Here is a 21,838-nt window from a genome sequence, read left to right as displayed (position 1 = left end):
CGCCACACCGGCCCCGGCATGCGCCAGTGGGGCGCACTGGGCCGTCCGACTTGTCCCTCCCGGCCACCGTCGCCCTCCTGGCGAACGTACCCGGCTCCGGCCGGCCCCTCCACTACATTGAGCGCGGGGTGTCGCCCGCGGGGCGGCATGGGTAACACTCAGCCGGGCAGGTCGGGCAAGGGAGCGGGGCCGCGATGGGACTGGACGGCGGACAGGGCGGGCGGACGGAGCTGGTGCCCGTGGCAGGCACGGTCCTGGAGCCGAGCCCGGTGCCGCGTCAGTCGACGCGCCAGGCGCCGCCGACCAGCCTCGCCGGTTGGGTGGCGGAGCCGCGCCCGCCGGCCCAGGTGGGTATCTATCGGTACGGCTATGAGCGGTTGGACCTCACCGAGGCGGGGGAGCCGCCGCGGCCGGCCGGTCCGCTCCTGCTGCGAGCCGCCGCCAATGTGGTGGTCGGCCTGATCGCCTACCGTTACGGCACGCCTGCCGTGATGTACACCGTCGGCTATCTCGGGTGGTTCCGCGCCCTCTCCCCGGATCAGTTCAATGTGGTTGAGTCGCTGATCAATCTGCTGCTGCTCTTCCTCTTCATCCTCCTCTTCGGCCGCATGGGCCGCTGGTTGGAGGTCTTCCGGCGCTTCCTCTCTCCAGTGGGGTTCCGCCGCAATGTCCTTCCGCTGCTCTCCAAGGCGGTGACCGAAGACCGCCCGAAGGGCGATGCCCCGGCCAGTGCCACCACCCCGCCATCCGTCGTCGATCCCTGGGCCGAGTTGCGGCAGGGTGGGCTCGGGAAGGCGTTGGCGATGGTCGAGGAGGACACCTGGGCCGGCCGCGTCAGCGATGTCGATTACGTGCGCATCCACCGCGTCTGGCGGGAAGTGCTCGCCGAGCCGGGGTTGGTCGGGGCGTTCGGGGAGCAGGTGGCGGTGCGGGGGGCGGCGGCGTGTGCGCATCCGTCGGAGGCGCGGGATCTGCCGGCGCGGGTGGCGGAGCACGATCTGCTGGTGGGGCAGGTGCGGCTGGGGACGGCGCAGGACGTGCCGAAGAATTCGGCGGCGCACCGGGGGGCCGGGTTCGCGCTGGACCGGGAGGTGCTGGCGACCTCGCTGCTGGCGGTGGGGCCGGCGGGGACGGGGAAGACGGCGCGGCTGGCGCGGCCGGTGGCGGAGGCGCTCTGCCTGCAGGCGCTGGCGCGGACGGCGTGCGTGGTGGTGGTGGGGGCGGCCGAGGCCGAGTTGGGACCGGACGCGGGGTACGACGTGGTGATCGCGCCGGGGGACCCGGGCTCGGCGTACGGGCTGGACCTGTACGGGGCGGCCAGTGACCAGGACGCGGCGGCGGCCCGGCTGGCCGACGCGCTGCTGCCGGACGAGTTGTCCGCGCGGGCGCAGAGTGCGCGGACGGCGCTGCAGCAGGTGGTCGGGCCGTTCCACGCGGGCTACGGGCGCTACCCGGGGGTGCGGGAGCTGCGGGCGCTGCTCGTCGGCGAGGAGGAGAGCTGGGACCGGCTGGTCGCGGAGCTGGCGGCCAGGGAACTGCTGGCGCTGCACGAGCCGGACGTGCAGCACCGGCGCGCCCGGCAGGGGCGGGCGGACGACCCGGGGGTGCTGCTGGCCGACCGGCTGGCGCTGCTGGATCGGCCGGCCTTCGCCGGGTGCTTCGAGCCGACGGGGCCCGGTGCCAAGCCGGCATTCGCGATGCGGGCGCTGGAGCACCCGCTGCGGGTGCGGGTGAAGCTGCCCGAGCGCGGGCACCCGGAGGCGGCCCGGATCCTGTCGCGCCTGGTGGTGGGGCAGTTCCTGCAGGCCGCGGTGGCCCGGGAGGACCGCTCGCTCTTCGCCGGCCTGGTGGTGGACGACGCCTCGGCGGCGCTGGACGCGGGGACGGTGCAGGGGCTGCGCCGCCTGCCGGGGGCGAACGCGGGGGCGGTGCTGCTGCTGCGCAGCCTGGTGGATCTGCCGGAGGCGCTGCGGGTGCCGCTGTTCGGTGCGGTGGGCTGCCGGATGGCCTTCCCGGGGATCGCGCCCTGGGACGGCAAGCTCTTCTCCGAGGCCTGGGGCACGGTGCTGGTGCGTGAGCGTGCGGTGACCCTCGCCCCGGACACCTCGGGCGGGATGCTGCGCAAGGCCGGACGGCTGGCCCGCAAGGCGCTCTCGGGGACGACGGCCCAGACCGAGAGCGTGACCACCCGGGAGGTGGAGCGCGAGCGCTGGTCGCCCTCGGACCTGGCGCACGCGCTGCCGGGCGGGCACGCCGTCGTCTCGCTGACCGCGGTGGGCGGGGAGCAGGTGCCGCCGCTCCTGGTGGACCTGCGCGCCTGACCGGCCGTTGGCCGGCGGCGGCCTGACTGTCCGTCGGCGTTCGATCGTCATTCGGTTACCTACGGGACGGTGGATTAGGCGTCACGGCTTGTCCGCAGCGTCCATAATGAGAGGCGAACCCTCACCCCCGCCGCCCGGCCGCAACGTGGCTGCCAGGTCGTCCCACCGAAGGTGCCATGCCCCCCACACTCGCTTCCGTCGTGCGCAACTCCTCGCTCCATCTGACGGTCCTCGCTGGAGCGGACCACCTGGAGCGCCCGGTCCGCTGGGTGCACACCAGTGAGCTGGACGACCCCACGCCCTTCCTCGAAGGCGGCGAGCTGCTGCTCACCACCGGGATCAAGCTGGGCACCAGTACCAAGAGCCTGCAGTCCTACGTGCACCGGCTGGCTGACGCCGGCGTGGTGGGCCTGGGGCTGGGTGTCGGCCTCTCGCACACCGAGGTCCCGCAGCCGCTGGTCGACGCGGCCGCCCAGCGCGGGCTGCCGCTGCTGCGGGTGCCGGAGCCGACCCCGTTCATCGCGATCAGCAAGGCCGTCTCGGCGGCGCTGGCGGCAGAGCAGTACGAGGCGGTGACCACCAGTTTCGAGGCCCAGGAGGAGCTGACCCGGGCGGCGCTGGGCCAGAACGGCACGGCCGCGGTGGTGCGCCGGCTGGCGGCCCGCCTCGGTGGGTGGGCCGCGCTCTACGACAGTTCGGGCGCGCTCTCCGTGGTGGCCCCGGACTGGGCCGCGCGCCGGGCCGCGCGGCTGGCCGCCGAGGTGGACCGGCTGCGCCGGCGTCCGGCCCCGGCCAGCGCCGCGCTGCAGGGCCGGGCGCCGGGCTTCGACACCGCCGACGAGGACTTCGTGGTGGTCCAGTCGCTGGGTGCCGACCGCCGGGCCCGCGGCTTCCTCGCGGTGGGCACCGAGGACCGGATCACCCCGACCGAGCGCTACGTGCTGAACGCCGCGGTCGCCCTGCTCACCCTGACCCTGGAGCGATCGCGCGAGCTGCGCTACGCCGAGGAGCGGATGGGTGCGGCGCTGCTGCGGCTGGTGCTGGCCGGGCAGGTGCCGACCGCCCGGCAGGTGGCCACCGGGCTCTTCGGCGGCCTGCCCGAGGGCACCATACGGGTGCTGGTGGCGGGCGTCGCGCCGGGCACCGAGAGGGAGAAGGAGAAGGGAAAGGACGAGGCCGAGGCCCCGGTGCACGACCTGACCGAGCTGGCTGAGCGCGCCGAGCAGGCCGGCGGCCGGGCCGGCGAGAAGCTGCTGGTGGCCCGCGAGCAGGCCGGCAAGGACGGCAAGGACGGCAAGGACGGCGTCACGCACCCCGAGCGGCTGGTGCTGCTCGCGGTGGACGGCGGTGCGGTGCACCGGGCCTGCCTCGGCGCGGTCGAGGAGCGCGAGGGCCTGGCGCTCGGTGTCTCGGCCCCGGCCCCGGTGGAGGAGGCCGGCGGCGCCTACGCGCAGGCCGAGCGGGCGCTGGCGGTGGCACTGCGCGGCGGGCGCCGCTCGGTGGGCCACGAGGAGGTCGGCGCGGGCTCGCTGCTGCCGCTGCTCGGTGAGGACGCGGTGGCGGCCTTCGCCGAGGGACTGCTGCGTCCGCTGCGCGACCACGACCGCACCGCCCGCGGCGACCTGGTGGCCTCCCTGCGGGCCTGGCTCTCCCGGCACGGTCAGTGGGACGCGGCGGCCGCCGACCTGGGCGTGCACCGGCACACCCTGCGCTACCGGATGCGCCGGGTCGAGGAGTTGCTCGGTCGCTCGCTGGACGACACCGACGTGCGGATGGAGCTCTGGCTGGCGCTGCGCTCCGGCGAGGAGTCGGCCACCCTGTGAGCCGACCGCAGTGCGAGGTGGCCGCAGTGCGAGGTGGCCGCAGTTGAGGTGGCCGCAGGGTGAGCCGACCCCCCTGCGAGCCGGCCGGGGCGGTTGGTCGGCCCCCTCGGTAGTCGGGGTGGCCGATGTGGCAGGCGCGGTGCGGCCCACCGCTCCACCTTGGCCAATCCGTTTCGTACGCCTCTGCCCCTACCGTTGCTGGGGTAAGCCACCGACGACGAGAGGGCCGGTACCACCGTGACCACGACCCACGCATTCTGGCTGGCCGGCCGCCAGGAGACCGGCGAGCTCAGCTTCGAGGTCCGCCACCCCTTTGACGACAGCCTGGTCGGCACGGTCAGCGTGCCCACCGACGCCCAGGTGAGCGAAGCGGTCGACGCCGCCGTCGCCGTCCTCCCGGCCTTCGCCGCCACGCCCGCGCACGTGCGCGCCGCCGCGCTGGACCACGTGGCCCGCCGGCTGACCGAGCGCGCCGAGGAGATCGCCCGCCTGATCACCGCCGAGAACGGCAAGCCGATCAAGTGGGCCCGCGGCGAGGTCGGCCGGGCCGCCTCGGTCTTCCGCTGGGCGGCCGAGGAGGCCCGCCGCACCAACGGCGAGACCATGCGGCTGGACACCGACCCGGGCGGCACCGGCCGTTTCGCGGTGGTGCGCCGCTTCCCCAAGGGCGTGGTGCTGGGCATCGCCCCGTTCAACTTCCCGCTCAACCTGGTGGCCCACAAGGTCGCCCCGGCGATCGCGGTCGGCGCCCCGATCATCCTCAAGCCGGCCCCGGCCACCCCGCTCTCCGCGCTGCTGCTCGGCGAGCTGCTGGCCGAGACCGAGCTGCCGGCCGGCTCGTGGAGCGTGCTGCCGGTGGCCAACGAGAAGATGCCCGCGCTGGTCCAGGACGACCGCCTCCCGGTGATCTCCTTCACCGGTTCGGACAAGGTCGGCTACCAGATCATGGACTCGGTGCCGCGCAAGCACGTCACCCTGGAGCTCGGCGGCAACGCCGCGGCCGTGGTGCTCGCCGACTGGTCCTCGGAGGCCGACCTGGAGTGGGCCGCCACCCGGATCGCGATGTTCGCCAACTACCAGGGCGGCCAGTCCTGCATCTCGGTGCAGCGGGTGATCGCGGACGCCGCGGTGTACGACGCGCTGGTCGAGAAGCTGCTCGTCAAGGTCGCGGCCCAGGTCACCGGTGACCCGGCCGAGGACGCCACCGATGTCGGCCCGCTGGTGGACGAGAACGCTGCCAAGCGTGTCGAGGAGTGGGTGGCGGACGCCGTCGCCAAGGGCGCCAAGGTGCTCATCGGCGGCACCCGCGAGGGTGCCGGCTATGCCCCGACCGTGCTGGCCGAACTGCCCGGTGACGCGATCCTGGCCACCGCCGAGGTCTTCGGCCCGGTCCTGTCGCTGCACCGGGTCGACTCCACCGACGAGGCCTTCGCCGCCGTCAACGACTCGAAGTTCGGCCTGCAGGCCGGCGTCTTCACGCACGACGTGCAGACCGCCTTCCGGGCCCACCGCGAGCTGCAGGTCGGCGGTGTGATCATCGGCGACGCGCCGTCCTACCGCGCCGACCAGATGCCCTACGGCGGCGTCAAGGACTCCGGCGTGGGCCGCGAGGGCGTCAAGTACGCGATGGACGACTTCACCTACGAGAAGGTGCTGGTACTCACCGGCCTGGACCTCTGAGGCCCGAGCCCGGCCCGGACCCGGCACGGCGGCGGCCCCGGACTCCCTCGCGGAGGCCGGGGCCGCTGCCGTACGTCCGCTGCCGTACGTCCGCCGCCACACGTCTGCCGCACGTCCGCCGTGCGGGCCCGCCCTGCGTCCGGGACCGGGCGGGGCAGCGGTAGGCCTGTCGGCGCGGGCACGCCACAATGGAGCCCATGAACTCGCTCGCCCACCCGCAGCTGCGCTTCACTCCGGCCGTCGACGACCCGTCAGGTCCCAGAGAGCTGGTCATCCTCGGCTCGACCGGCTCGATCGGCACCCAGGCCATCGACATCGTGCTCCGCAACCCGGACCGGTTCCGGGTGGTGGCGCTCTCGGCGGGCGGCGGGCAGGTCGAGCTGCTGGCCGAGCAGGCCTTCCGGCTGGGCGTGCACACCGTCGCCGTGGCCCGGGTCGAGGCCGAGGCGCCGCTGCGGGCCGCGCTCGCCGACCGGGCGGCCGGCCGTCCGCTGCCCACCGTGCTGGCCGGCCCGGATGCCGCCACCGAGCTGGCCGCCCTGCCCTGCCATTCGGTGCTCAACGGCATCACCGGCTCGATCGGCCTGGCCCCCACGCTGGCCGCGCTGCGCGCCGGCCGGGTGCTGGTGCTGGCCAACAAGGAGTCGCTGATCGTCGGCGGCCCGCTGGTGAAGGCGGTGGCCGCGCCCGGCCAGATCGTGCCGGTGGACTCCGAGCACGCCGCGCTCTTCCAGGCGCTGAGCGCGGGCACCCCGCGCGAGGTGCGCCGCCTGGTGGTCACCGCGAGCGGCGGCCCGTTCCGTGGCCGCGGCCGCGATGAGCTGGTCGGCGTCACCCCGGAGCAGGCGCTGGCCCACCCGACCTGGTCGATGGGCCCGGTGGTGACGATCAACTCGGCCAACCTGGTCAACAAGGGCCTCGAGGTGATCGAGGCGCACCTGCTCTACGACATCCCCTTCGACCGGATCGATGTCGTGGTCCATCCGCAGTCGGTGGTCCACTCCATGGTGGAGTTCACGGACGGCTCAACGCTGGCCCAGGCCAGCCCGCCGGACATGCGGATGCCGATCGCGCTGGGTCTGGGCTGGCCGGACCGGGTCCCGGACGCCGCCCCGGGCTGCGACTGGACCAAGGCCGCCACCTGGGAGTTCTTCCCGCTGGACGACGACGCATTCCCGGCCGTCGCACTCGCCCGTGAGGTGGGTACGCTCGGCGGCACGGTACCGGCGGTCTTCAACGCCGCCAACGAGGAGTGCGTGGACGCCTTCCTGAGCGGGCGGCTGCCCTTCACCGGCATCGTCGACACGGTCGCCAAGGTGGTCGCCGAGCACGGGCAGAACAATGGCGGCAGGGCGGTGCCGGGAACTTCCCTGACCGTCGAGGACGTCCTGGATGCGGAGGGTTGGGCCCGGGCCCGGGCCCGTGAGCTGGCGGCGGGCTGACCCGGTGGCCGTGCCCGGCGCGTCGGTGCGGGGCCGGTCGGGGAGCATCCCCGGCCGGAGGCACGGGGAGAGTGGGAGCGACATGACGGAGGACCAGCGGTGACTGCAGTGATGACGGTGCTCGGCATCGTGGTCTTTTTCGTCGGGCTGCTCGTCTCGATCGCCTGGCACGAGTTGGGCCACCTCTCGACGGCCAAGCTCTTCAAGATCCGGGTGCCGCAGTACATGGTCGGCTTCGGGCCGACGATCTGGTCCCGGAAGAAGGGCGAGACCGAGTACGGCTTCAAGGCGATCCCGCTCGGCGGCTACATCCGGATGATCGGGATGTTCCCGCCCGGCGCCGACGGGCGGATCACCAAGCGCAGCAGCTCGCCGTGGCGCTCGATGATCGAGGACGCCCGGGAGGCCTCCTACGAGGAGCTGCAGCCCGGCGACGAGGACCGGCTCTTCTACACCCGCAGGCCGTGGAAGCGCGTCATCGTGATGTTCGCCGGGCCGTTCATGAACCTGATCCTGGCGTTCGCGCTCTTCCTGGTCGCCATGATGGGCTTCGGCGTGCAGCAGTCGATGCCGACCGTGCGCTCGGTCTCGCAGTGCGTCGTCCCGGCCGACCAGGCCACCGACACCTGCAAGTCCGACGCGCCGCTCTCCCCGGCCGCCGCGGCCGGGCTGAAGGCGGGCGACACCGTCGTCTCCTTCGGCGGCGACCGGATCCACGACTACCAGCAGCTGCAGGAGGACATCCGCAGGTCGGCCGGGAAGACCGTGCCGATCGTGGTCCAGCGCGGCGGGCAGCAGGTGTCGCTGTCGGCGGCCATCGGGAGCAACCTCGTCGCCAAGGTGGACGGCAACGGCGACCCGATCCCGAACCAGACCGTGACCGCCGGCTTCCTCGGCATCGCGCCGACCACCGGCGTGGTGCAGCTGGGCCTGGGCGCCAGCGTGGACCGGATGACCGGCATGGCGCGCACCGGCATCGGTTCGCTGGTCGCGCTGCCCGGCAAGATCCCGGCCCTGTGGGACTCGGTCTTCGAGGGCAAGCCGCGCTCCGCGGACTCGCCGATCGGCATGGTCGGCGCGGCCCGGGTGGGCGGCGAGGTGGCGGCGCTGCACCTGCCGGCCTCGCAGCGGATCGCCTTCCTGGTGAACCTGCTGGCCGGGGTGAACCTCTCGCTCTTCCTCTTCAACATGCTGCCGCTGCTGCCGCTGGACGGCGGCCACGTGGCCGGCGCGCTCTGGGAGTCGGTCCGGCGCCGGGCGGCCCAGCTGTTCAAGCGCCCCGACCCGGGCCCCTTCGACGTGGCCAAGCTGATGCCGCTGGCATACGTGGTGGCCAGCATCTTCATCGGCTTCACCCTGCTGGTGCTGATCGCCGACGTGATCAACCCGGTCAAGATCACCTGACACCGCTCAGGGGGTGTGTCGGGGCGCCCCACGGGGTGCCGTACCGTTGGACGCCGGGTGCGCGATCGATGCGCACCCGGCGTCCGTCACCTCTACCCCGGGGAACCCTGCGCACATGACCGCGATCTCGCTCGGTATTCCGTCCCTGCCGCTGAAGCCGTTGGCCCAGCGGCGTCATTCGCGTCGGATCATGGTCGGCAACGTTCCGGTGGGTGGTGACGCGCCGGTGTCGGTGCAGTCGATGACCACCACGTTGACCTCGGATGTGAACGCGACGCTCCAGCAGATCGCGGAGCTGACGGCTTCGGGGTGTCAGATCGTGCGGGTGGCGGTGCCTTCGCAGGACGATGCGGACGCGTTGCCGATCATCGCGCGCAAGTCGAAGATCCCGGTGATCGCGGACATCCACTTCCAGCCGAAGTACGTGTTCGCGGCGATCGACGCGGGGTGTGCGGCGGTGCGGGTGAATCCGGGCAACATCAAGGCGTTCGACGACAAGGTGGGTGAGATCGCGAGGGCGGCGGGGTCGGCGGGGGTGCCGATCCGGATCGGGGTCAACGCGGGGTCGTTGGACAAGCGGTTGTTGGAGAAGTACGGGCGGGCGACTCCTGAGGCGTTGGTGGAGTCGGCGTTGTGGGAGTGCTCGCTGTTCGAGGAGCACGGGTTCCGGGACATCAAGATCTCGGTGAAGCACAACGATCCGGTGGTGATGATCAACGCGTACCGGCAGTTGGCGGCGGCGTGTGATTATCCGTTGCATCTGGGGGTGACGGAGGCGGGTCCTTCGTTCCAGGGGACGATCAAGTCGGCGGTGGCGTTCGGGGCGTTGCTGGCGGAGGGGATCGGGGACACGATCCGGGTCTCGTTGTCGGCGCCGCCGGTGGAGGAGATCAAGGTCGGCAACCAGATCCTGGAGTCGTTGAACCTGCGTCAGCGTGGTCTGGAGATCGTGTCGTGTCCTTCGTGCGGGCGGGCGCAGGTGGATGTGTACAAGCTGGCGGAGGAGGTCACCGCTGGTCTGGAGGGTATGGAGGTGCCGTTGCGGGTGGCGGTGATGGGGTGTGTGGTGAACGGGCCGGGTGAGGCGCGTGAGGCGGATCTGGGGGTGGCCTCGGGCAACGGCAAGGGGCAGATCTTCGTCAAGGGCGAGGTGATCAAGACCGTGCCCGAGTCCAAGATCGTCGAGACCCTGATCGAGGAGGCCCTGCTGCTCGCCGAGCAGATGCAGGCCGAGGGCGTCGAGTCCGGTGTGCCGACCGTGATCGCCGCCGACTGACGGTGGATGAGGCGCTGTGCTCGATCGAGGTGTGATGGTCCCGGGTTCACTGCAAACCACTCGCGGCCACGGTGGGCCCGGCGGTTCGCACGGCCGTCGGCCGCTGGAGGCGACCCGGGTGCTGGAAGGCCCGGATCTCGGCGCCACCCTGGAGGTGCTGCACCGGGATCCGGTCGCCAACGCCTTCGTCGCCACCCGGGTCGAGGCGGTGGGCCTGGACCCCTGGCGGCTCGGCGGCGAGATGTGGGGCTGGTTCGACCAGGACGGCCACCTGGAGTCGCTCTGCTACGCCGGGGCCAACCTGGTGCCGGTCAACGCCGGCCCGCAGGCCGTGCGGGCCTTCGCCGAGCGCGCCCGGCGGCAGGGGCGGCGCTGCTCCTCGATCGTCGGCCCGGCCGAGTCCACCGCAGCGCTCTGGGCGCTGCTGGAGCGCAGTTGGGGTCCGGCCCGCGAGGTGCGCGCCCACCAGCCGCTGATGGCCACCACCGAGCCGGCCGCCACAGTGGCCGCCGATCCGCTGGTCCGCCGGGTCCGTCGGGACGAGATCGAGCTGCTGATGCCGGCCTGCGTGGCCATGTTCACCGAGGAGGTCGGCGTCTCCCCGCTGGCCGGGGACGGCGGCCTGCTCTACCAGGCCCGGGTGGCCGAACTGGTGGGCGGCGGACGCTCGTTCGCGCGGATCTCGGAGCGGGGCGAGGTGCTCTTCAAGGCCGAGATCGGGGCGGTCACCCAGGGCGCCTGCCAGATCCAGGGGGTCTGGGTGGCACCCGCGCACCGCGGGCAGCGGCTCTCCGAGACGGGGATGGCGGCCGTGCTGGAGATCGCGCTGCGCGAGGTCGCCCCGGTGGTCAGCCTCTACGTCAACGACTACAACCTGCCTGCCAGGGCCGCCTACCACCGGGTGGGCTTCCGTGAGGTGGGCGCCTTCATGTCGGTGCTCTTCTAGGCCGGTGCTCTTCCGGGCCGCTGCCCTTCCGGGCCGCTGCTCTTCCCGGGCCGGCTCCTTTTCCAGGTCCGCGGCTTTCCAGGTCTGCGGCTTTCCGGGCCTTTCCGGACGGTGCTGGAGTAACGTCCCGGGCATGGAGCAGCTGACCGAGGTGACCGTACGGCCGATCGACCTGGCGGCCTGGGCGCCCTACGCGCTGGAGGTGCAGTCGGCGGCCTTCGGGCTCTCGCCCGAGGAGGTCGCGGTGCGGCTGCACATCGTGGGGCGGCACGCGCTGCAGCCCGGGGTGATCGCGCTCGGCGCGCTGAGCGCCGACCGGCTGGTGGGCTTCGGCTACGGCATGCCGAACCTGCGCGAACACTGGTGGAGCACGGTGATCGAGCCGCACCTGGAGGCCCGCGGTCACGGGGACTGGCTGGACGGGGTGTTCGCCATCACCGAGCTGCACGTGCTGCCCGAGTTCCAGGGCCGGGGGCTGGGCAGCACGCTGATCCGCACCCTGTGCGAGCGCTCCGGGCTGCCACGAAGCATCCTCTCGGCGATCGACGCCGAGACCCCCGCCCGGCGGCTCTACCGCTCGCTGGGCTACCGCGATCTGGCCCGCCCGGTGCGCTTCCCGAACACCGACCGCCCCTACGCCGTGATGGGCGCCCGGCTGCCGCTGCTCGACCGCACCGACCGCACCGATCGCTCCTAGAGTCGGCCGGCGAACTCCAGGGAGAGTTCCGCGCCGGTCCGGTCGCCGCCGGCCAGCGAGGCCATCCCGGCCGCCACGCTGCGGAACAGCGTCCAGCCGCGCAGCCGTTCGAGGTCCACCTCCAGGGATTCGGAGAGCTGGTGCAGGCGGCGGCGCACCGCGCCCTCCGGGCCCGGGGCGGCGGCCAGCGTCTCCTTGCGGTCCTGGGCCAGCCAGGCCAGGTCGAAGGCGCGCTCGCCGACCAGCGGCTGCGGGTCGATGGCCAGCCAGGGGGCTCGGTCGGCGGCCATCACATTGCCGTGGTGGAAGTCGCCGTGCAGCAGGAACTCCTCCTCGGTGGAGGCGAGCAACTCCTCGGCGGTGTGCAGGGCCGCGTCCACCAGCGGCCGGGCGTCCAGCCGCGCGGCCGCCGCCGGGTGCTCGCGCAGCCAGGCGGTGCGGACCGCGACGTGGTCGGCCACCGAGGTGAAGCAGTGGCCGTCGGCGGGCCTGGTCCACAGCCGCCGCAGCAGGCCGCAGGCCTCCAGCATCGCCTTCGCCTCGGCCAGCGAGCGCAGCGGGATCTCTCCGTGCAGCCGCTCCAGCAGCAGGAAGCCCTCGGCGGGATCGGCGTCCAGCAGCAGCACGGCGCCGCGCCCGGCCCACTGGGTCAGCGCGGCGTGCTCCTGGGCGGTCTCCGGGGTGACCAGGCCGGCCTTCAGCACCGCCGGGGTGTTGTCCGCCCGCCGCACGTAGCAGATGACGCTGAGCCGGCCGCCCGGCTCCGCGATCCGGTCCAGGGTGAGGTCCCAGTGGGCCAGGCGGCGGGCCACTCGCTCGGGCAGCGCGGCCAGCCAGCGGGCACCCGGCTCGCCCTGGCGGGCCAGCACGCTCGCCCGCAGCCGGTCCGGGACGGTGAACTGCCCTGCTGCCGGCTCCATGCCGCTCCTCCGTCCCTCGGGCCACTACCCGTCCATTGTCGGCCATCGGGCGCGGTGCCGGGGGGAGCCGCGCTGGTCAGGGGCTTGCCGTGGCGCTCGGCGCGCTCGGGGCGGGCAGCCCGGGCAGTGCTCCGGGTGCGCCGCCCCAGTGGGCCGCCTGCAGCGTGCACCCGCGCAGTGCGACGGCGCCGGCCAGCCGCAGCGCGCCGCTGCCGGCCGCCACCAGGTCGGCGTAGACGGCGGTGAGTCTGGTCTCCACGGTGGCGGCCAGCCGGCCCGCCGCGTTGGCGTCCGGGACGGCGAACGGCAGCTCGTAGCCGGGGGCGGCGGCGACCGGGGTGGCCCCGGCGTCGGCCAGCATCCGCTGCCAGGCGTCGCGGCGGGCCTGGTGGACCGCGTAGCAGGAGCGGGCGTCGTCGCGCTCGGGGCCCGTGGGTATTCGGGCGCCGATCACGCCGAAGGCGTAGACCGCGGTGTGCTCCCCGGCCAGCGCGGCCTGCAGCGCGGTGACCGCCCCGGCCGGCAGTGCGCCCGCCGGGGTGCCACCGGTGGTCGGCGCGGACGCCGAGGCGGGAGTGCCGGCGGGGGCGCTGGACGAGTTGCTGGACGAGGCGCCGGACGAGGTGGTGGGTGAGGCGGTGGCCGGGGCCGGGTTGTTCTGCGCGGCCTGGGGGGCCTGGTCGCCCAGCGCGACCGCGTGCAGTGCGCCCGCCGCGGAGACCGAGGCCAGCAGTCGGGCCAGTTCGGGGGAGGCGGCCGTCAGGTCGGTCAGCCGGGCCTGCGCGGTGCTCCATTCGGCCGCGGCCAGCTGCGCCGACCCCACCGGTGCGCCGGGCGCGTTCGCGGCGGCGGAGGGCGAGGAGCCGCCGCTCGGCCCGGTGCCGGCCGGTGCGGTGCCGCTCGGTGCGGCGGCGTTCTTGGGCAGCCCGGCCGCCAGGGCCGCCCGCTGTGTCTCCAGCTCGGCCCGCAGGGCGGTGAGCGGCGAGCCCTGGGCGCCGGTGCCGGTGCCCAGGGCCGCCGCGTACTGGGCGATCAGCGCGTCGGTGGCGGCCACCGCCCTGGTGCGCAGCGGCAGGTCGGGATCGGCCTTCTCGGCCTTGCGGCCGGCGCCGCCGCCGGCCGCGGACTTCGCCCCCGAGGAGGTGCAGGCGGCCAGGAGTCCGGCGGCGGCCAGGGCTCCGGTGGCCAGGAAGGTCCGCCGGCTGGGGGACTGCATCGACGCGCTCCGTGAGGTCGTGCGGAAGCCGTCGAGGGCCCCCCGCTGCTGTGGACTTGCCTGGTGGGCCGCACCGTCGATCACACCGTGTCCACACCGTTCACCGCGTGAAAGAGATGTGCCCGCCCGTCTGGACCGTACCGTCAGCGGTTGACGCCGCCTAGCGGGGGGCCGGTTCCGGCGATCACGCGGTGGCCGGGCAAGGGGTGTCGAATCAGGCGAATCGGCGGTTCGGGGGTCGACCCGATAGGCTTTGCGTCGAGTTACGACCTTCTGACAACAGCAGACGCGGCCGAGGAGTCACCCGGATGAGCACCACCCCCACCGATCGGTTGCGTGCCCTGTTGGAGCCGCTGGCCGAGCGCGCGGGCCTGGACCTTGAGGACGTCAAGGTGACCCAGGCCGGCAGCCGCCGCCAGGTGCAGATCGACGTGGACGCGGACGGCGGGGTGGACCTCGACGCCATCGCCGAGTTCAGCCGCTCGGTCGGGCAGGCGCTCGACGAGGGTGATGTGCTGGGCAGTGCCCCGTACGTGCTGGAGGTCGGCTCCCCGGGCGTGGACCGCCCGCTCACCGAGCCGCGGCACTGGCGCCGCAACACCGGCCGGCTGGTGAAGGCGCAGCTCGCCGACGGCGGCGAGATCGTGGCCCGGATCCTGTCGAGCGACGAGGACGGCGCGCTGGTCGAGGTGCAGCCGGTCAAGGGCCGCGGCCGCGCGAAGGAGCGCCGGCTGGAGTTCACCGAGGTCGCCAAGGCCCGGATCCAGGTGGAGTTCAACCGCAAGGAGGACGAGCAGCTGCTCGCCGACGCGGAGGACGACGCCGAGCTCGCCGACGACATCGACGACGCCGACGACGCCGACGACACCCAGGTCGCCGATGACGGTGACGACAACGACAACGACGACGCTGCCGACGAGCAGTGAGCAAGAAGAGAAGAGCGGAGGAGGCGTAGCTGTGGACATCGACATGAGTGCCCTGCGTGGGCTGGTGACCGAGAAGAACATCCCGTTCGACCTGTTGGTCGAGTCGATCGAGTCGGCGCTCCTCATCGCGTACCACCGCACCGAGGGCTCGCGCCGTCGTGCCCGGGTCGAGCTGAACCGCAAGAGCGGCCATGTGACGGTGTGGGCGCTTGAGGACGCGAGCGAGCTCGACGAGGGCGTGGAGCCCAAGGAGTTCGACGACACCCCGAGTGGCTTCGGTCGGATCGCCGCCAGCACGGCCAAGCAGGTGATCCTGCAGCGCCTGCGCGACGCCGCCGACGACCAGACCTTCGGGGAGTACGCCGGCAAGGAGGGCGACATCGTCACCGGTGTCGTCCAGCAGGGCAACGACCCGAAGAACGTGCTGGTGGACATCGGCAAGCTGGAGGCCATCCTGCCGCCGCAGGAGCAGGTCCCCGGCGAGGAGTACAAGCACGGCACCCGGCTGCGCAGCTACGTGGTCGCGGTGCGCCGCGGTGTGCGCGGGGCCTCGGTGACGCTCTCCCGCACCCACCCCAACCTGGTGAGGAAGCTCTTCGCGCTGGAGGTCCCGGAGATCGCCGACGGTTCGGTCGAGATCGCCGCGATCGCCCGCGAGGCCGGCCACCGCACCAAGATCGCCGTCTTCTCGCGCCGCGCGGGCCTGAACGCCAAGGGTGCCTGCATCGGCCCGATGGGCGGCCGGGTGCGCAACGTGATGGCCGAGCTGCACGGCGAGAAGATCGACATCGTCGACTGGTCCGAGGACCCGGCCGAGATGGTGGCCAGCGCGCTGTCCCCCGCGCGGGTGACCAAGGTCGAGATCGTGGACTACGCGCAGCGCTCCGCCCGGGTGATCGTGCCGGACTACCAGCTGTCGCTGGCGATCGGCAAGGAGGGCCAGAATGCCCGTCTGGCCGCACGGTTGACCGGCTGGCGGATCGACATCCGACCGGACACCGACCCCTCGGCCGGCGGCTCCGACCGGGAATCCAACGCCGAGTAGTGGTGTTGTCGTCGAGGAGCGGCGACCCCGGCCAGATCGGCGGGGCCGCGGTCAGTCCCTGCGGAGGGGTAGACTTGATGGTGTCCGGCCGGACGCATGTCCGGGCATGCCCTGAACGCACTTGCGTGGGCTGCCGCAAGCGAGCGGCCAAGCACGAGCTGTTGCGGGTCACGGCGGTCGAGGGAGCTTGTCTCCCCGATCCTCGCGGCTCGTTGCCAGGCCGGGGCGCGTACCTGCACCCCGATCCGGTCTGTCTCGACCTCGCGGTCCGCCGCAGGGCGTTCCCGAGGGCCTTCCGGCTCCAGGGCACGCTCGACACGGAGGAGCTGGCGAAGCGGGTCGGGGCCGGGGCGGACAGCACCCCGGCGTCCTGAGTCCGGAGCAGCTCTCCGGGCCGCGGGTTCGCCCGTGGCACGACCCCCGCCGGTGCGGGGGAGAACCACCGCACGGAGCACGGCACGCGCACTCCGGTTGCGCGCGCCAAAAGTCAGGTACCTCGCGAGATGGAAGTAGGTCGAGATTGCGATGAGCACTCGATGAGTACGCGATGAGTACGCCCATGAAGTAGCGACGGTCCGGCGGAGACGACCCCGGACTTATAGATCAGGAGCGAAGTGGCTAAGGTCCGGGTATACGAGCTCGCCAAGGAACTGGGCTTGGAGAGCAAGGCTGTTATGGCCAAGCTCACCGAGCTGGGTGAGTTCGTCCGTTCGGCGTCCTCGACGATCGAGGCGCCGGTCGTGCGCAAGTTGACTGATGCTCTGGGAGCGACGCCGCCTTCCGGCGGTTCGGCTGCCAAGCCTGGCCCGCGGAAGCCCGCGGCGCCCACGCCCACCGGCGCTGCCGGTGCGGCCGCACCCAAGCCGGGTGCACCCACGCCGGGTCCGCGGCCTGCCGCGACCCCCGGCCCCCGTCCCACGCCGGCCGCGGCTCCCGCCGCCCCGGCAGCCCCCGCCGCCGCGGCCCCGGTCGCTCCGGCGGCCCCCGCCGCGCCGCGTTCGGCCGCGCCGAGTCCGGGCCCGCGCCCGGCCGCGCGTCCCGCCGCGCCGGCTGCCCCGGCGGCCGAGTTCTCCTCCCCGGCCCCGGCCGGTGAGACCCAGGCCCCGCGTCCGGCCTCGCAGGCCCCGCGTCCGGCGGGCTCCGCCGGCGGTGGCGCCCGTCCGGGCCCGCGTCCGGCCGGCCCGCGTCCGGGCAACAACCCCTTCACCTCGGGCAGTGCCACCGGCATGGCCCGTCCCGGCGACCGCCGTCCGGGTGCGCCCGGTGGCGACCGGCCGCGTCCCGCCGGTGCGCCCGGCGCGGGTGCTCCGCGTCCCGGTGGCGACCGTCCGCAGCGTCCGGGCGGTGCCCAGGGCGCGGGTGCTCCGCGTCCCGGTGGCGACCGTCCGCAGCGTCCGGGTGGTCCTGGCGACCGTCCGCAGCGTCCGGGCGGCGACCGTCCGCAGCGTCCGGGCGGTGCGCCCGGTGCGGGTGCGCCGCGTCCTGACGGCATGCCCCGTCCGGCCGGTCCGCGCCCCGGTGCGCCGAGCCCGTCCGGCATGCCCCGTCCCAACCCCGGCATGATGCCGCAGCGTCCCGGCCCGGGTACCGGTCCGCGTCCCGGCCCCGGTGGCCGTGGCCCGGGTGGCCCCGGTGGCCGTCCGGGTGGTCCGGGTGGTGCCGGTGGCGGCGCCCGTCCCGGCTTCCAGGGCCGTCCGGCCGGTCCGGGCTCGCGTCCGGCCGGTGCCGGCGGCTTCGGCGGCCCCCGTCCGGGTGGCGGTGCCGGTGGTGGCGGCGGCTTCGGTGGCGGCGGTGCCCGTCCCGGTGGCTTCGGCGGCCGTCCTGGCGGCCCGGGTGCCCGTGGTGGCACGCAGGGTGCCTTCGGTCGTGGCCCGGGCGGTCGCCCGGCCCGTGGCCGCAAGTCGAAGCGTCAGCGTCGCCAGGAGTACGAGGCCATGCAGGCCCCGTCCGTGGGCGGTGTGATGCTGCCCCGCGGCAACGGCGCGACCGTGCGCCTGTCGCGTGGTGCCTCGCTGATGGACTTCGCGGAGAAGATCAACGCCAACCCGGCCGCGCTCGTCTCGGTGATGTTCAACCTCGGTGAGATGGTCACCGCGACCCAGTCGGTCGCCGACGCGACCCTCGAGCTGCTGGCCGGCGAGATGGGCTTCGTGCTCGAGATCGTCAGCCGCGACGACGAGGACCGTGAGCTGCTCGAGTCCTTCGACATCGACTTCGGTGCCGACGAGGGCGACGAGGACGAGCTCATGCCGCGTCCGCCGGTCGTGACCGTCATGGGCCACGTCGACCACGGTAAGACCCGACTGCTCGACGCGATCCGCAAGAGCAACGTGGTCGCGGGCGAGGCCGGTGGCATCACCCAGCACATCGGTGCCTACCAGGTGGCGGCCGAGGTGAACGGCGAGGAGCGCCGGATCACCTTCCTCGACACCCCGGGTCACGAGGCGTTCTCCGCCATGCGTGCCCGTGGTGCCAAGTCCACCGACATCGCGATCCTGGTGGTCGCGGCCAACGACGGCGTCATGCCGCAGACGGTCGAGGCGCTCAACCACGCCAAGGCCGCCGGTGTGCCGATCGTGGTCGCGGTCAACAAGATCGACGTCGAGGGTGCCGACCCGGTCAAGGTCCGCGGTCAGCTGACCGAGTTCGGCCTGGTGGCCGAGGAGTACGGCGGCGACACCATGTTCGTCGACATCTCCGCCCGCCAGGGCCTGCACATCGACCAGCTGCTGGAGGCCGTGGTCCTGACCGCGGACGCCTCGCTGGACCTGCGGGCCAACCCGGAGCAGGACGCGCAGGGTATCGCCATCGAGGCGCACCTGGACAAGGGCCGCGGCGCCATGGCGACCGTCCTGGTCCAGCGCGGTACGCTCCGCGTCGGCGACTCGATCGCCGTCGGCGACGCGCACGGCCGTGTCCGCGCGATGCTCGACGAGAACGGCAAGAACGTCGACGAGGCGGGCCCGTCCCGTCCGGTCCTGCTGCTCGGTCTCACCTCGGTGCCGCGCGCCGGCGACAGCTTCATCGTCGTCGACGACGACCGCACCGCGCGCCAGATCGCGGAGAAGCGCTCGGCGCGTGACCGCAACGCCATGTTCGCCAAGCGTCCGATGCGGATCTCCCTGGAGAACCTGGACCAGGCGATCGCGGCCGGCGGCATCCAGCAGCTGAACCTGATCATCAAGGGTGACGTCTCCGGTTCGGTCGAGGCCCTCGAGGACGCGCTGGTCAAGCTGGACGTCGGCGACGAGGTCGAGCTGCGCATCCTTCACCGCGGTGTGGGTGCCATCACCGAGTCCGACGTGGACCTGGCGATGGGCTCGGACGCGATCATCATCGGCTTCAACGTCCGCGCCGAGGGCCGTGCTCGCACGGCGGCCGAGCGCGAGGGCGTCGACGTCCGGTACTACTCGGTCATCTACCAGGCGATCGAGGAGATCGAGGCCGCGCTCAAGGGCTTGCTCAAGCCGGAGTACGAGGAGGTGCGCCTCGGCTCCGCCGAGGTCCGCGAGGTCTTCCGCAGCTCCAAGTTCGGCAACATCGCGGGTGTCATCGTCCGCGAGGGTCTGCTGCGCCGCAACGCCAAGGCCCGCCTCATCCGCGACGGCAAGGTCGTGGCGGAGTCCCTCACCATCGAGGGCCTGCGCCGCTTCAAGGACGACGCGACCGAGGTCCGCGAGGGCTTCGAGGCCGGTGTCACCCTGGGGTCGTTCAACGACATCAAGGTGGACGACGTCATCGAGACCTTCGAGATGCGCGAGAAGCCGCGCTCGTAGCGGTGGCACCGCGACTGAGCTGAGACGTAGCGGAGGGTGGGGGCCGCCGAGGTACGAGGTGGCACCCGCCCGCAGCGCAGGAGCAGCTCATAAAGCGCACAGAACACTGCCGGGGCCGGACGGCGGGAATTTCCCGTCGACCGGCCCCGGTCTGGCTGTGTAGGGTCCTGCGCTACGAGCCCCGTTCGGGGCGCCCTACGAGGCCTCCAGGTCGGCGAGACCTGTCATACATGTTCGTGGGAACACTCACTTTCGACCTGCTGCTGGGCGACGTCCACTCGCTCAAGGAGAAGCGCTCGATCGTGCGGCCCATCGTGGCCGAGCTGCAGCGCAAGTACAGCGTCTGCGCCGCGGAAGTCGGGAACCAGGATCTGCACCGCCGGGCCGAGATCGGCCTGGCGGTGGTCTCCGGCGAGCACCGCTTCGTCACCGAGATCCTGGACAGCTGCGAGCGGTTGGTCGCCGGCCGCCCGGAAGTGCAGCTGCTCTCCGCCCACCGGCGGTACTACGGCGACGATGATGAATGAGACGGGGATGTGCCGGTGGACGCCTGGGAACAGGCTGTCGCCACTGTCACACCGACGAGGACCGAGAGCGCTCACAAGGCTGAGCGCGGGCCGGTACGTTGGGGCGTGGGCCCCTACGGGCGCTGCGGCGTCCCGCGTACCGTGCCCACTGCACGAGGAGGCAACGTGACCGACACCGCAAGGGCGCGCAAGCTCGCCGACCGAATCCAGGTGATCGTCGCCCAGACGCTGGAGCGCCGGATCAAGGACCCCCGGTTGGGCTTCGTGACCATCACCGACACCCGGGTCACCGGCGATCTGCGGGAGGCCACCGTCTTCTACACGGTCTTCGGTGACGAGACCGAGCGAGAGGCGACGGCGGCCGCGCTGGAGAGTGCCAAGGGCGTGCTGCGCACCGAGGTCGGCAAGCAGACCGGGGTGCGGTTCACCCCGTCGCTGACCTTCGTCGCGGACGCGCTGCCGGACACCGCGCGCACCATCGACGACCTGCTCGAGCGGGTCAGGGTCTCGGACGCGGCGGTCCGCACCGCCGCGACCGGCGCCCAGTACGCCGGGGACGCCGACCCGTACAAGGCCCCGGCCGCCGAGCGCGACGACGACGCGGACGAGGACGAGTAGTCATGGCGACTGAGCCGGCGGCGGCCGGTTCGGCGAGGGCGTCCGTCACCATCGAGGTGACGGACGCCCTCGCGGTGCTTCCGGGCCAGCGCGCGCAGTCACCGCTCGGTGCCCCGCCGTCCTGCGCGGACGGTCCGGCCGGAGCCGGCTTCGCCGAGGTCTGGGAGCAGGTGCTCGCCGAGATCGGCGCGGCGGGGGAGATCGACCTGGTCTGCCACATCACCCCGGACGGCGACGCGCTCGGTTCGGCGCTGGCCGCCGGGCTGGCGCTGCGCTCGCTCGGGCACCGGGTGCGGGTCTCCTTCGGGGACGATCCGCAGATCATCCCCGACTCGCTCTCCTTCCTGCCGGGGCAGGAGCTGATCGTGCCCGCCGCCGAGCTGCCGGACCGGCCGGAGCTGGTGATCTGCTTCGACGTCGCCTCCGAGGGGCGGCTCGGGCTGCTGCGGGAGAAGGCCTTCGCGGCCAGGGTGCTGGTGGTGCTGGACCACCACGCCTCCAACCCGGGTTTCGGGACGCACCGGATCATCGACCCGGGCGCGCCGGCCACCGCCGTGCTGGTCGACGAGCTGCTGCGGCGGCTGCGGGTGCCGCTCGACCAGGACATCGCCACCTGCCTCTACACCGGAGTGGCCTCCGACACCGGCTCGTTCAAGTACCCGGGGACCACGCCGGCCACCCACGAGCTGGCCGGGCGGCTGCTGGCCACCGGGATCCGGCAGGACCTGATCTCCCGGCGGCTCTGGGACACCTCCTCCTTCGGGTACCTCAAGGTGCTGGCCGCCGCGCTGGACCGGGCGGTGTACGAGCCGGACGCGGCCGGTGGCCGGGGGCTGGTGTGGACCTGGGTGCCCTATCAGGACCTGGTGCTGTTCAGCGTCACGGTGGAGGAGATCGAGGGCCTGATCGACGTGCTGCGGAAGCCCGCGGAGGCCGAGGTGGCGCTGGTGCTCAAGCAGGATCCGGACGGCACGCTGCGCGGGTCCTGCCGGGCCAAGGGGGCGGTCGACCTCGCCGCCGTCTGCGCGGAGCTGGGTGGCGGCGGGCACACCTTCCAGGCCGGCTTCTCGCTCCGGACGGACGTGCTGAGCGCGGTGGCGCGGTTCCGGGCCGCGCTGGGGTAGCGGGGGCGGGTGCCGGTGGGGGTGCGGGTGTGCCGTTGATTGTGGGGCTTGCAAACTTTGCAAGCGCCGAAACCATGGTTTGCAAACGTTGCGAAGA

General features: G+C 73.2%; 17 protein-coding genes. 15 read left to right on the top strand and 2 right to left on the bottom strand.

Annotation, left to right across the window (positions count from 1 at the left end; all coding sequences use genetic code 11):
- Positions 1 to 239 precede the first annotated feature (239 nt).
- From OG455_RS12960 to OG455_RS12925, 8 genes are all read left to right on the top strand, one after another.
- Positions 240 to 2,321 carry an ATP-binding protein gene (locus OG455_RS12960; protein WP_266293251.1) on the top strand — a complete coding sequence of 694 codons (2,082 nt, stop codon included), beginning with the start codon at positions 240 to 242 and terminating at the stop codon, positions 2,319 to 2,321.
- A 176-nt stretch (positions 2,322 to 2,497) separates the two neighbouring features.
- A complete protein-coding gene (locus OG455_RS12955) occupies positions 2,498 to 4,144 on the top strand; it encodes a PucR family transcriptional regulator (protein ID WP_266293250.1) in 1,647 nt (548 codons plus the stop codon).
- Between the two features lie 237 nt (positions 4,145 to 4,381).
- Positions 4,382 to 5,824 carry an aldehyde dehydrogenase family protein gene (locus tag OG455_RS12950; RefSeq protein ID WP_266293249.1) on the top strand — a complete coding sequence of 481 codons (1,443 nt, stop codon included), beginning with the start codon at positions 4,382 to 4,384 and terminating at the stop codon, positions 5,822 to 5,824.
- A gap of 197 nt (positions 5,825 to 6,021) precedes the next feature.
- Positions 6,022 to 7,266: a 1-deoxy-D-xylulose-5-phosphate reductoisomerase gene (gene dxr, locus OG455_RS12945; protein WP_266293248.1), complete on the top strand. Its 1,245-nt coding sequence runs from the start codon at positions 6,022 to 6,024 to the stop codon at positions 7,264 to 7,266.
- A gap of 99 nt (positions 7,267 to 7,365) precedes the next feature.
- Positions 7,366 to 8,670, top strand: coding sequence for an RIP metalloprotease (locus OG455_RS12940; RefSeq protein WP_266293247.1), 1,305 nt, complete (start codon positions 7,366 to 7,368; stop codon positions 8,668 to 8,670).
- A gap of 115 nt (positions 8,671 to 8,785) precedes the next feature.
- Complete coding sequence (gene ispG, locus OG455_RS12935) at positions 8,786 to 9,946, top strand: flavodoxin-dependent (E)-4-hydroxy-3-methylbut-2-enyl-diphosphate synthase (RefSeq protein ID WP_266293245.1); 1,161 nt, start codon at positions 8,786 to 8,788, stop codon at positions 9,944 to 9,946.
- 103 nt (positions 9,947 to 10,049) lie between these two features.
- Positions 10,050 to 10,892, top strand: a complete 843-nt coding sequence (locus OG455_RS12930) for a GNAT family N-acetyltransferase (protein ID WP_266300752.1) — start codon at positions 10,050 to 10,052, stop codon at positions 10,890 to 10,892.
- Between the two features lie 133 nt (positions 10,893 to 11,025).
- Positions 11,026 to 11,589, top strand: a complete 564-nt coding sequence (locus OG455_RS12925; RefSeq protein ID WP_266293243.1) for a GNAT family N-acetyltransferase — start codon at positions 11,026 to 11,028, stop codon at positions 11,587 to 11,589.
- On the opposite strand, the gene OG455_RS12920 is transcribed toward OG455_RS12925, so the two are convergent.
- Positions 11,586 to 12,509, bottom strand: coding sequence for an aminoglycoside phosphotransferase family protein (locus OG455_RS12920; RefSeq protein ID WP_266293241.1), 924 nt, complete (start codon positions 12,507 to 12,509; stop codon positions 11,586 to 11,588). The genes OG455_RS12925 and OG455_RS12920 overlap by 4 nt on opposite strands.
- Positions 12,510 to 12,585: 76 nt before the next feature.
- Positions 12,586 to 13,725, bottom strand: a complete 1,140-nt coding sequence (locus OG455_RS42065) for a ferritin-like domain-containing protein (protein ID WP_323185486.1) — start codon at positions 13,723 to 13,725, stop codon at positions 12,586 to 12,588.
- Between the two features lie 308 nt (positions 13,726 to 14,033).
- Between OG455_RS42065 and rimP the strand changes: the two genes are divergently transcribed.
- From rimP to OG455_RS12880, 7 genes are all read left to right on the top strand, one after another.
- Positions 14,034 to 14,651 carry a ribosome maturation factor RimP gene (rimP, locus tag OG455_RS12910; protein WP_266293239.1) on the top strand — a complete coding sequence of 206 codons (618 nt, stop codon included), beginning with the start codon at positions 14,034 to 14,036 and terminating at the stop codon, positions 14,649 to 14,651.
- Positions 14,652 to 14,682: 31 nt separating this feature from the next.
- Complete coding sequence (nusA, locus tag OG455_RS12905) at positions 14,683 to 15,696, top strand: transcription termination factor NusA (RefSeq protein ID WP_266293237.1); 1,014 nt, start codon at positions 14,683 to 14,685, stop codon at positions 15,694 to 15,696.
- An 80-nt stretch (positions 15,697 to 15,776) separates the two neighbouring features.
- Positions 15,777 to 16,070: a YlxR family protein gene (locus tag OG455_RS12900; RefSeq protein ID WP_266300750.1), complete on the top strand. Its 294-nt coding sequence runs from the start codon at positions 15,777 to 15,779 to the stop codon at positions 16,068 to 16,070.
- A 240-nt stretch (positions 16,071 to 16,310) separates the two neighbouring features.
- Positions 16,311 to 19,472, top strand: a complete 3,162-nt coding sequence (gene infB / locus OG455_RS12895) for a translation initiation factor IF-2 (protein ID WP_266293235.1) — start codon at positions 16,311 to 16,313, stop codon at positions 19,470 to 19,472.
- 230 nt (positions 19,473 to 19,702) lie between these two features.
- Positions 19,703 to 19,999 carry a DUF503 domain-containing protein gene (locus OG455_RS12890; protein WP_266293233.1) on the top strand — a complete coding sequence of 99 codons (297 nt, stop codon included), beginning with the start codon at positions 19,703 to 19,705 and terminating at the stop codon, positions 19,997 to 19,999.
- A 165-nt stretch (positions 20,000 to 20,164) separates the two neighbouring features.
- Positions 20,165 to 20,617 carry a 30S ribosome-binding factor RbfA gene (rbfA, locus tag OG455_RS12885; RefSeq protein ID WP_266293231.1) on the top strand — a complete coding sequence of 151 codons (453 nt, stop codon included), beginning with the start codon at positions 20,165 to 20,167 and terminating at the stop codon, positions 20,615 to 20,617.
- A 2-nt stretch (positions 20,618 to 20,619) separates the two neighbouring features.
- Positions 20,620 to 21,741: a bifunctional oligoribonuclease/PAP phosphatase NrnA gene (locus OG455_RS12880; protein WP_266293229.1), complete on the top strand. Its 1,122-nt coding sequence runs from the start codon at positions 20,620 to 20,622 to the stop codon at positions 21,739 to 21,741.
- The last annotated feature ends 97 nt before the right edge of the window (positions 21,742 to 21,838 follow it).

The organism is Kitasatospora sp. NBC_01287 (assembly GCF_026340565.1).
Lineage (GTDB): Bacteria > Actinomycetota > Actinomycetes > Streptomycetales > Streptomycetaceae > Kitasatospora.
Note: the sequence above shows the minus strand (reverse complement) of the source record. Positions and strands in the feature narration are given on the sequence as shown.

Coding starts and splice junctions, on each gene's coding strand:
- OG455_RS42065 (WP_323185486.1), bottom strand. CDS start 13,725: ATGCAGTCCCCCAGCCGGCGGACCTTCCTGGCCACCGGAGCCCTGGCC.
- OG455_RS12925 (WP_266293243.1), top strand. CDS start 11,026: ATGGAGCAGCTGACCGAGGTGACCGTACGGCCGATCGACCTGGCGGCC.
- dxr (WP_266293248.1), top strand. CDS start 6,022: ATGAACTCGCTCGCCCACCCGCAGCTGCGCTTCACTCCGGCCGTCGAC.
- rimP (WP_266293239.1), top strand. CDS start 14,034: ATGAGCACCACCCCCACCGATCGGTTGCGTGCCCTGTTGGAGCCGCTG.
- OG455_RS12890 (WP_266293233.1), top strand. CDS start 19,703: ATGTTCGTGGGAACACTCACTTTCGACCTGCTGCTGGGCGACGTCCAC.
- ispG (WP_266293245.1), top strand. CDS start 8,786: ATGACCGCGATCTCGCTCGGTATTCCGTCCCTGCCGCTGAAGCCGTTG.
- OG455_RS12920 (WP_266293241.1), bottom strand. CDS start 12,509: ATGGAGCCGGCAGCAGGGCAGTTCACCGTCCCGGACCGGCTGCGGGCG.
- OG455_RS12955 (WP_266293250.1), top strand. CDS start 2,498: ATGCCCCCCACACTCGCTTCCGTCGTGCGCAACTCCTCGCTCCATCTG.
- OG455_RS12880 (WP_266293229.1), top strand. CDS start 20,620: ATGGCGACTGAGCCGGCGGCGGCCGGTTCGGCGAGGGCGTCCGTCACC.